The 7047-nt window shown below is 40.2% G+C and carries 4 protein-coding genes; all 4 read right to left on the bottom strand.

Features of this window, described 5'->3' with window-relative positions; genetic code table 11:
- Nucleotides 1–76 precede the first annotated feature (76 nt).
- On the bottom strand, nt 77–3610 hold the full coding sequence (gene mfd / locus PLH43_RS06630; protein WP_324361356.1) for a transcription-repair coupling factor: 3534 nt from the start codon (nt 3608–3610) through the stop codon (nt 77–79).
- Between the two features lie 28 nt (nt 3611–3638).
- On the bottom strand, nt 3639–4199 hold the full coding sequence (gene pth, locus PLH43_RS06635; protein WP_349255143.1) for an aminoacyl-tRNA hydrolase: 561 nt from the start codon (nt 4197–4199) through the stop codon (nt 3639–3641).
- 161 nt (nt 4200–4360) lie between these two features.
- Nucleotides 4361–5323, bottom strand: a complete 963-nt coding sequence (locus tag PLH43_RS06640; protein ID WP_324361360.1) for a ribose-phosphate pyrophosphokinase — start codon at nt 5321–5323, stop codon at nt 4361–4363.
- A 62-nt stretch (nt 5324–5385) separates the two neighbouring features.
- Nucleotides 5386–6771: a bifunctional UDP-N-acetylglucosamine diphosphorylase/glucosamine-1-phosphate N-acetyltransferase GlmU gene (glmU, locus tag PLH43_RS06645; protein ID WP_324361362.1), complete on the bottom strand. Its 1386-nt coding sequence runs from the start codon at nt 6769–6771 to the stop codon at nt 5386–5388.
- Nucleotides 6772–7047: the final 276 nt, after the last annotated feature.

The raw sequence follows: 7047 nt of genomic DNA on the forward strand, positions 1-7047 counted from the left end.
ATTTAATATGCTTTGTCGGATTTATATAATTATTTTATGTCTACACAATAATGCCAACTATATTTATTATAATAAATTATAAATCCTCCTGCAATTTCTTAATGTCTTGTAACAAAATCTTAATAATTTCGAGAATATCCTCTCTCTTAACTCCCGTTGTCTTAAAGGTGATATAGGGTTTGTTGCTGGCCGTAAAAAGAAGTTTTCTTCTGTATTTGTCCATGAGCTTTCCCAATACCTCAAAATTTATGCTTTTATTTTCAGAGTACTGAAAGATTACAGTATCGTTCTTTTCCTGAACGGATGAAAATCCGCACGCTTTAGCCAAAGATTTTATGTATGCAATTTCAAGCAAATTCTTTACCGGCTGCGGTATCTCGCCGTAGCGGTCCATCAGCTCGTCCTCAATATCCAGCACATCATGGTCATCATTTATTGATGCAATTTTTTTATACATATCAATCTTTTGGTTCTCGTCATTGATGTAATCATTATCTATATAGGCGCTCACATTTATATCTATGGAAATCTCCTCTTCCTCCTTTTCGTAAGGTATGCCCCTAAGCTCGTTTACCGCTTCAGCCAAGAGCTTGCAATACATGTCATAACCGACGGAGTCTATGTGTCCGTGCTGCTGCGGACCGAGAAGATTTCCCGCACCCCTTATTTGAAGGTCGCGCATCGCTATTTTAAATCCCGAACCGAATTCCGTAAACTCCTTTATTGCCTGGAGCCTTTTTTCCGCAATTTCAGAAAGCACCTTGTCCTTTTTGTATGTTATGTATGCATAGGCAAGCCTGTTTGAACGGCCCACCCTGCCCCTCAACTGGTAAAGCTGGGCAAGTCCCATCTTGTCTGCATCTTCTACTATAATGGTATTTACATTTGGCATATCCAAGCCAGATTCAATTATGGTAGTGCACACAAGAACATCATACTCACCGTTGACAAATTGGAACATAATGTTTTCCAGCTCCGTCTCGTTCATCTGCCCATGGGCAACAGCTACCCGGGCTTCGGGAACCAGCTTTTGTATTTCCGCTGCCTTCAAATTTATGCTTCTTACCCTGTTGTAAAGATAAAAGACCTGTCCTCCCCGGCTCATTTCCCTGCTTATAGCATCCCTTACAACCTCATCGTTGTATTCCATAACATATGTTTGAACCGGATATCTCTCCTCCGGTGGGTCTTCAATAGTGCTTATATCCCTAATTCCTACAAGGGACATATGCAGGGTTCTCGGTATGGGGGTTGCCGTGAGGGTCAAAACATCAATATTTGTCTTCATGCCTTTTATCTTTTCTTTGTGCGCCACTCCAAAACGCTGCTCTTCGTCTATAACCAAAAGTCCAAGGTCTTTAAAGGCTATATCCTTCTGAAGCAGCCTGTGGGTTCCGATAAGTACATCAACCATGCCCGTTTTTACATCTTTTAATATCCTCTTCTGCTCCGACTGCGACCTAAACCTGCTTATCACTTCCACCGTTACGGGAAAGTCTTTCATTCTCTCCTTGAAATTGTTGTACTGTTGCTGGGCAAGAACCGTTGTAGGAACAAGATAAGCCACCTGCTTTCCGTCCATAACCGCCTTAAATACTGCACGCATTGCCACTTCGGTCTTGCCGTAGCCCACATCGCCGCAAAGAAGCCTGTCCATCGGCTTAGGCGATTCCATATCCCTTTTTATCTCCTCAATACATTTTAGCTGGTCCTCTGTCTCCTGGTACGGAAACAGGTCCTCAAACTGTTTCTGCCACACCGTATCTTTTCCGAAGGAATGCCCTTTTGCAGCTTCCCTCCGGGCATATAGATTAATAAGCTCCTCAGCAAGCTCCTTCAACGATTCCTTCGCCTTGGCCCTGGCCTTTGTCCAATCCGTTCCCCCCAGTTTGCTAAGCTTCGGCGTTTTCCCCTCGGAACCTATGTATTTCTGTATCAAATCAAGCTGGTTTGTAGGAACATAAAGATAATCCCCTTCACTGTACTGAATTTTGAGATAATCCTTTTTTATGTTCTCTACCACCAGTTGTTCAATTCCTATATATTTTCCTATACCATGAATCTCATGAACGACATAGTCCCCGACATTCAAATCAGTAAATACGCTTATTTTCTTTCCCTTGGCAGATTTATGCTTTCTTAATTTTTTCTCCTGTCCAAACAGTTCTTTTCCGCTTACTACCACAAATCCAATGCCCGGGTATTCAAACCCCCGGTTTAATACGCCATGGGTTATTACCACCTCCCCGGGTTGAATTTCCCGGTTAGGCGTATCCATATATACAGCTTCTATATCCTTCGTCCTTAAAGTCTCCACCAGCATTTCGCCGCGACTTTTAGTCCCGGAAAGTATAACCACTCTTGCGCGGTTTTTCTTCCAGTAGCTTATGTCCTCCGACAGTATCTCCAAATGCCCCTGATATGAATTAAGGAGCTTTGAGGCTATGTTCTCCCTCTTTACTTCCTGCTCATAATTAGATGGAAGAGTGGAAAAATACAAGGTGTTTTTGGTTTTCTCAAGCTTCTCCCGTAAATAATCACAGTCAAAGAAAATATCAAAGCTTCCTGCAAGGAGCTGTCCGTTTTCCATGAAGCTTTTACACATCTCATTGCTTTCCGCCAAAAGGGTCTCAAGTCTTTGCTCAAATCTTTTGGGTTCATCCACAAAAGTGTGTATCTCGGACTCAATATAATCAGTTATGATAGACGGTTTTTCGATAATATAAGGAATATACCTGTCCATCCCTGCAAAATAGTATTCTTGAGAAAATCTTTCAATATCGGAGCTTATTTTTGCCTCAAGCCTTTCTTTCTGATTCTTGCTGTCTTTACCCTCCATTTTCTTTATCTGCTCTTTGAGGTCATTAGATATTCTCTCTAAAATGGTATCCCTGAAGTCTAAGGAATAAATCAACTCCCTTGCAGGCAAAACCGTTATTTCTTCAATGTTTTCCATAGACCTTTGGGTCATGGTGTCAAAGCTTCTTACAGAGTCTATCTCATCGTCAAAAAGCTCAATTCTTACCGCAGTGTCACTGTTTGCCGGAAAAATATCTATAATTCCTCCCCGGACTGCAAACTGGCTTTTTCCTTCAACGGTTGTCACTCTTTCATAACCTATGGATACAAGCTTTTGTATAAAAAGGCTAAGGTCAATCCTATCCCCTAAAGCAATATTTATTATGCTTTCTTTGAAAAGCTCTTTATCGATGAGTTTTTGACACAATGCCTCGGCACTGGTTACTATAAAGCTGTAGTCATCGTTTACAATCCTGTAAAGAGCACTTATTCGCTCATAAATTGAATCGTAACTCTTTGCCTCCACATCATGAAGCATAATTTCCCTTGACGGGAAAAATACAGCATCTTTCCCGAAGAAAAATGAGATGTCCTCAAACATTCTTCTTGCCTGCATCTCATTATAAGCTATGTATATGCCTTTTAACCCCAGATGGCAGCATAGAGCACAGGCTATATGAGCCTTCTGGGATTCCGAAGGACCTGTCAGAGTTGTAGGTATTCCCTTTTTGACGTTCTCAAGTACATCGGTATACTCCTTTATTTCAAAAAGGGGCTCCATCAGATACTGTTTATCCTTTAATATACTCATATCGAATAAACCTCTTAGCATCAGTGTATTATTTGTTGTATTTATTCATCGCGCTGTCAATACCGGATTTTACTATGGTCTCAACAGCGTCTGCGGCACGCTCGATAGCTTCTTCAACCATCTTTCTTTCATCATTGGAGAACCTGCCAAGAACGTAATTTGCCAGATCCCATCCTTCCGGCGGCTTGTCGATACCGATTCTCACCCTGGGAAATTCATCGGATTGTATCTGGTATATTACCGATTTCATTCCGTTATGGGTTCCGGCACTGCCCTTGGGCCTCAATCTGAGCTTTCCCACAGGCAAATCTATGTCATCATATACTATTATAATATTTTTTACAGGAATCTTATACCATTCAACTATTTCCCGTACACTTTCGCCGCTAAGGTTCATAAAGGTCTGAGGCTTGGCCAAAATTACCTTTCGCCCTCCTATATTTCCATCTCCGATAAGGGCCTTATGCTTTAGCTTTGAAAGCTTTATATTGTGTCTTCTTGAGAGAATCTCCACAGTGTCAAACCCCACATTATGTCTGGTATTTTCATACTTGGCTCCCGGATTGCCAAGTCCCACTATTACAAACAAATCCTCCAAATTTTCCACCTCTTCTTATGTTTACACGATAGCATTTTAAGTAAAATGCAAACTAATAAATTGCCTCCCTAATTCTATTAAGGAGGCAATGTAAAATTTTTTAATATACTATTATTCGCAACAACCTCATGCTTTACCAAAACCTTTAAAGATTAATCCTGCTGGGTAAAGAGCGAGCTTATGGAAATATCTCCGTATATTCTTTCAATGGCTTCAGCAAACACAGAAGCAACTGACAGCGAAACTATCTTATCAAGGCGCTTGCTCTCGTCCAACGGAATTGTATTCAATGTAACAAGCTCCTTGATTTCGGACTCTTTAATTCTTTGAATTGCAGGGCCCGACAAAAGTCCATGAGTACAGCATGCATATACTTCTCTTGCCCCTATTTCCACAAGAGCATTTGCAGCATTAACAATTGTTCCTCCCGTATCAATAAGGTCATCCACCAATATTACTCTCTTATTGTTAACATCTCCTATTATGTTCATTATTTCGGAAACATTTGCCTTCGGTCTTCTCTTGTCGATAATCGCCAACGGAACATCCAATCTTTGAGCAAATTTTCTGGACCTTGAAACACTGCCTACATCAGGCGATACCACAACAACATCGCTCATATCCTGGAATTTCTCCAAGAAATAGTTGGCAAGTATATTACCGCCCAACAGATGGTCCACCGGAATATCAAAAAATCCTTGCAATTGAGGTGCATGAAGGTCCATAGTAAGTACCCTGTCCGCTCCCGCAGTTGTGATAAGATTTGCTACAAGCTTTGCTGAAATAGGATCCCTGGCTTTAGCTTTTCTATCCTGTCTTGCGTATCCGAAATACGGCATTACAGCCGTTATTCTGCCCGCTGAAGCCCTTTTAAGAGCGTCTATCATAATCAACAATTCAACAAGGTTGTCATTAACAGGCGGACATGTGGATTGAATAATAAACACGTCAGAACCTCTTACAACCTCGTCAATATTAATTGCAGTTTCACCGTCGCTAAACTTCCCTACATTTGCCAACCCGAGCGGAAGACCTATTTTTTCTGCAATTTCCTTAGCCAATCCCATGTTTGAGTTTCCTGCAAAAATTTTAATATCCTTCCCATGTAAATTCATCTTATGTTCCCCTTCTTACTTTTTATTATATTAATTATTAAATAATAAAAAATTTATCGTATTTAATCTTTCTCTTGCCTTAGCATTCCTCTTTTTACAACCCAGTCCTCTTTTATTACCTGCCGGCTTCTGGCAATGGCAAGAGAATTTTCCGGTACTTCATCCGTAATTGTAGAGCCTGCTGCCACATATGCATTGCTTTTAACCTCAACAGGCGAAATCAGATTTACATTGCAGCCCACAAACGCATTGTCTCCAACAATTGTCTTGTTCTTCTTCTGTCCGTCATAGTTCACCACTACAACTCCGCATCCTAAGTTGACATTTTTTCCGATTTCGGCATCTCCCACATAAGTAAGATGAGATATTTTTGTTTTATCTCCTATTACAGACTTCTTAACCTCAACAAAATCACCGATTTTAACCTTTTTACCTATCGTACTTCCCGGTCTTATATATGCAAAGGGACCTACTTTCGTATCATCGTCTATCGAACTTTCGAGCACAACGGAATTCTTTATCTCTACTCTGTCGGAAATTTGGGCGCTCACAAGCCTGCTTCCCGGCCCGATTATGCAATCTTCGCCTATTTTAGTCTTTCCTTCAATAATTGTTGAAGGATAAATCACCGTATCAATGCCTATTTCCACATCCTCATCAATATATGTGGAATCAGGGTCAATTATCGTAACTCCATTTTCCATATGTCTTCTTATAATCCTGTCTCTAATTATCCGGCCTGCCTCGGCAAGCTGGACTCTGTCATTTATACCCAGTATCTCGTTGTTGTCCCGAACTTTTATTGCTCCGACCTTTTTGCCTTTGTTTATAAGTATTTCAATAGTGTCCGTAAGGTAGTACTCTCCCTGGCTGTTGTTGTTATCAAGCTCATTTAAAGCTTTCGTCAAATCCTTTATATTAAAACAGTATATCCCTGAATTAATTTCCTTTATATTTCTTTCATCCGAAGATGCATCTTTGTGCTCAACGATTTTTTTGACACTGCCGTCACCGCTTCTTACTATCCTGCCGTATCCGTCAGGGTTATCAAGCTCCGCAGTAATAATCGTGGCTGAATTTGCACTTTCTTTGTGATAATTAATGGTATTGGAAATGGTTTGTGAAGAAATTAGCGGCGTATCTCCATACAGCACTACAACATAACCGTCTTTATCATTCAGGTATTCCTGGGCTTGCATTAATGCATGCCCCGTTCCCATTTGCTTTTCTTGAAAAGCGTAAAGGACTTTGTCTCCCATTTTTTCTTTTACTTGCTCCGCTTTATGCCCAACAACAACTACAACATCATCTATTCCTGCGTTTTTTACCGATCTATAAACCCATTCAACCAAAGGTATACCGAGGATTTCATGCACAACCTTTGCTTTTTTGGACTTCATTCTTTTTCCTTCTCCGGCGGCAAGAATGACTGCCATCAAGCATTCCATTAAAAGTTTTCCTCCTTTTTAAGCTCCATCAAGAAAAAAAGCTTTCAAAGCATCTTGAAGATTCCTTTATAGTATCTATAAAAGAAATTCTGCAATTAATCCATGAAGCTTTTAAAATTTAGCAACCAATAATATAATTATGCAATAAGGGGCATTTTTTAGCCACATCTATTTTCTCATTTTTTAATAAACTTTTCAACAGCAAAAGTAAATTTTCGCATAAATTTTAAATTGCAAGTTTAATTGCCTTACAAAATCTTACAGAACCCTGTTTTA

It is taken from the genome of Acetivibrio sp., from assembly GCF_035371925.1.
Lineage (GTDB): Bacteria > Bacillota > Clostridia > Acetivibrionales > Acetivibrionaceae > Hungateiclostridium.

Bases quoted from the DNA above. Each gene is read 5' to 3' on its own strand.
- glmU (WP_324361362.1), bottom strand. From the start codon at position 6,771: ATGGAATGCTTGATGGCAGTCATTCTTGCCGCCGGAGAAGGAAAAAGA.
- mfd (WP_324361356.1), bottom strand. From the start codon at position 3,610: ATGAGTATATTAAAGGATAAACAGTATCTGATGGAGCCCCTTTTTGAA.
- PLH43_RS06640 (WP_324361360.1), bottom strand. From the start codon at position 5,323: ATGAATTTACATGGGAAGGATATTAAAATTTTTGCAGGAAACTCAAAC.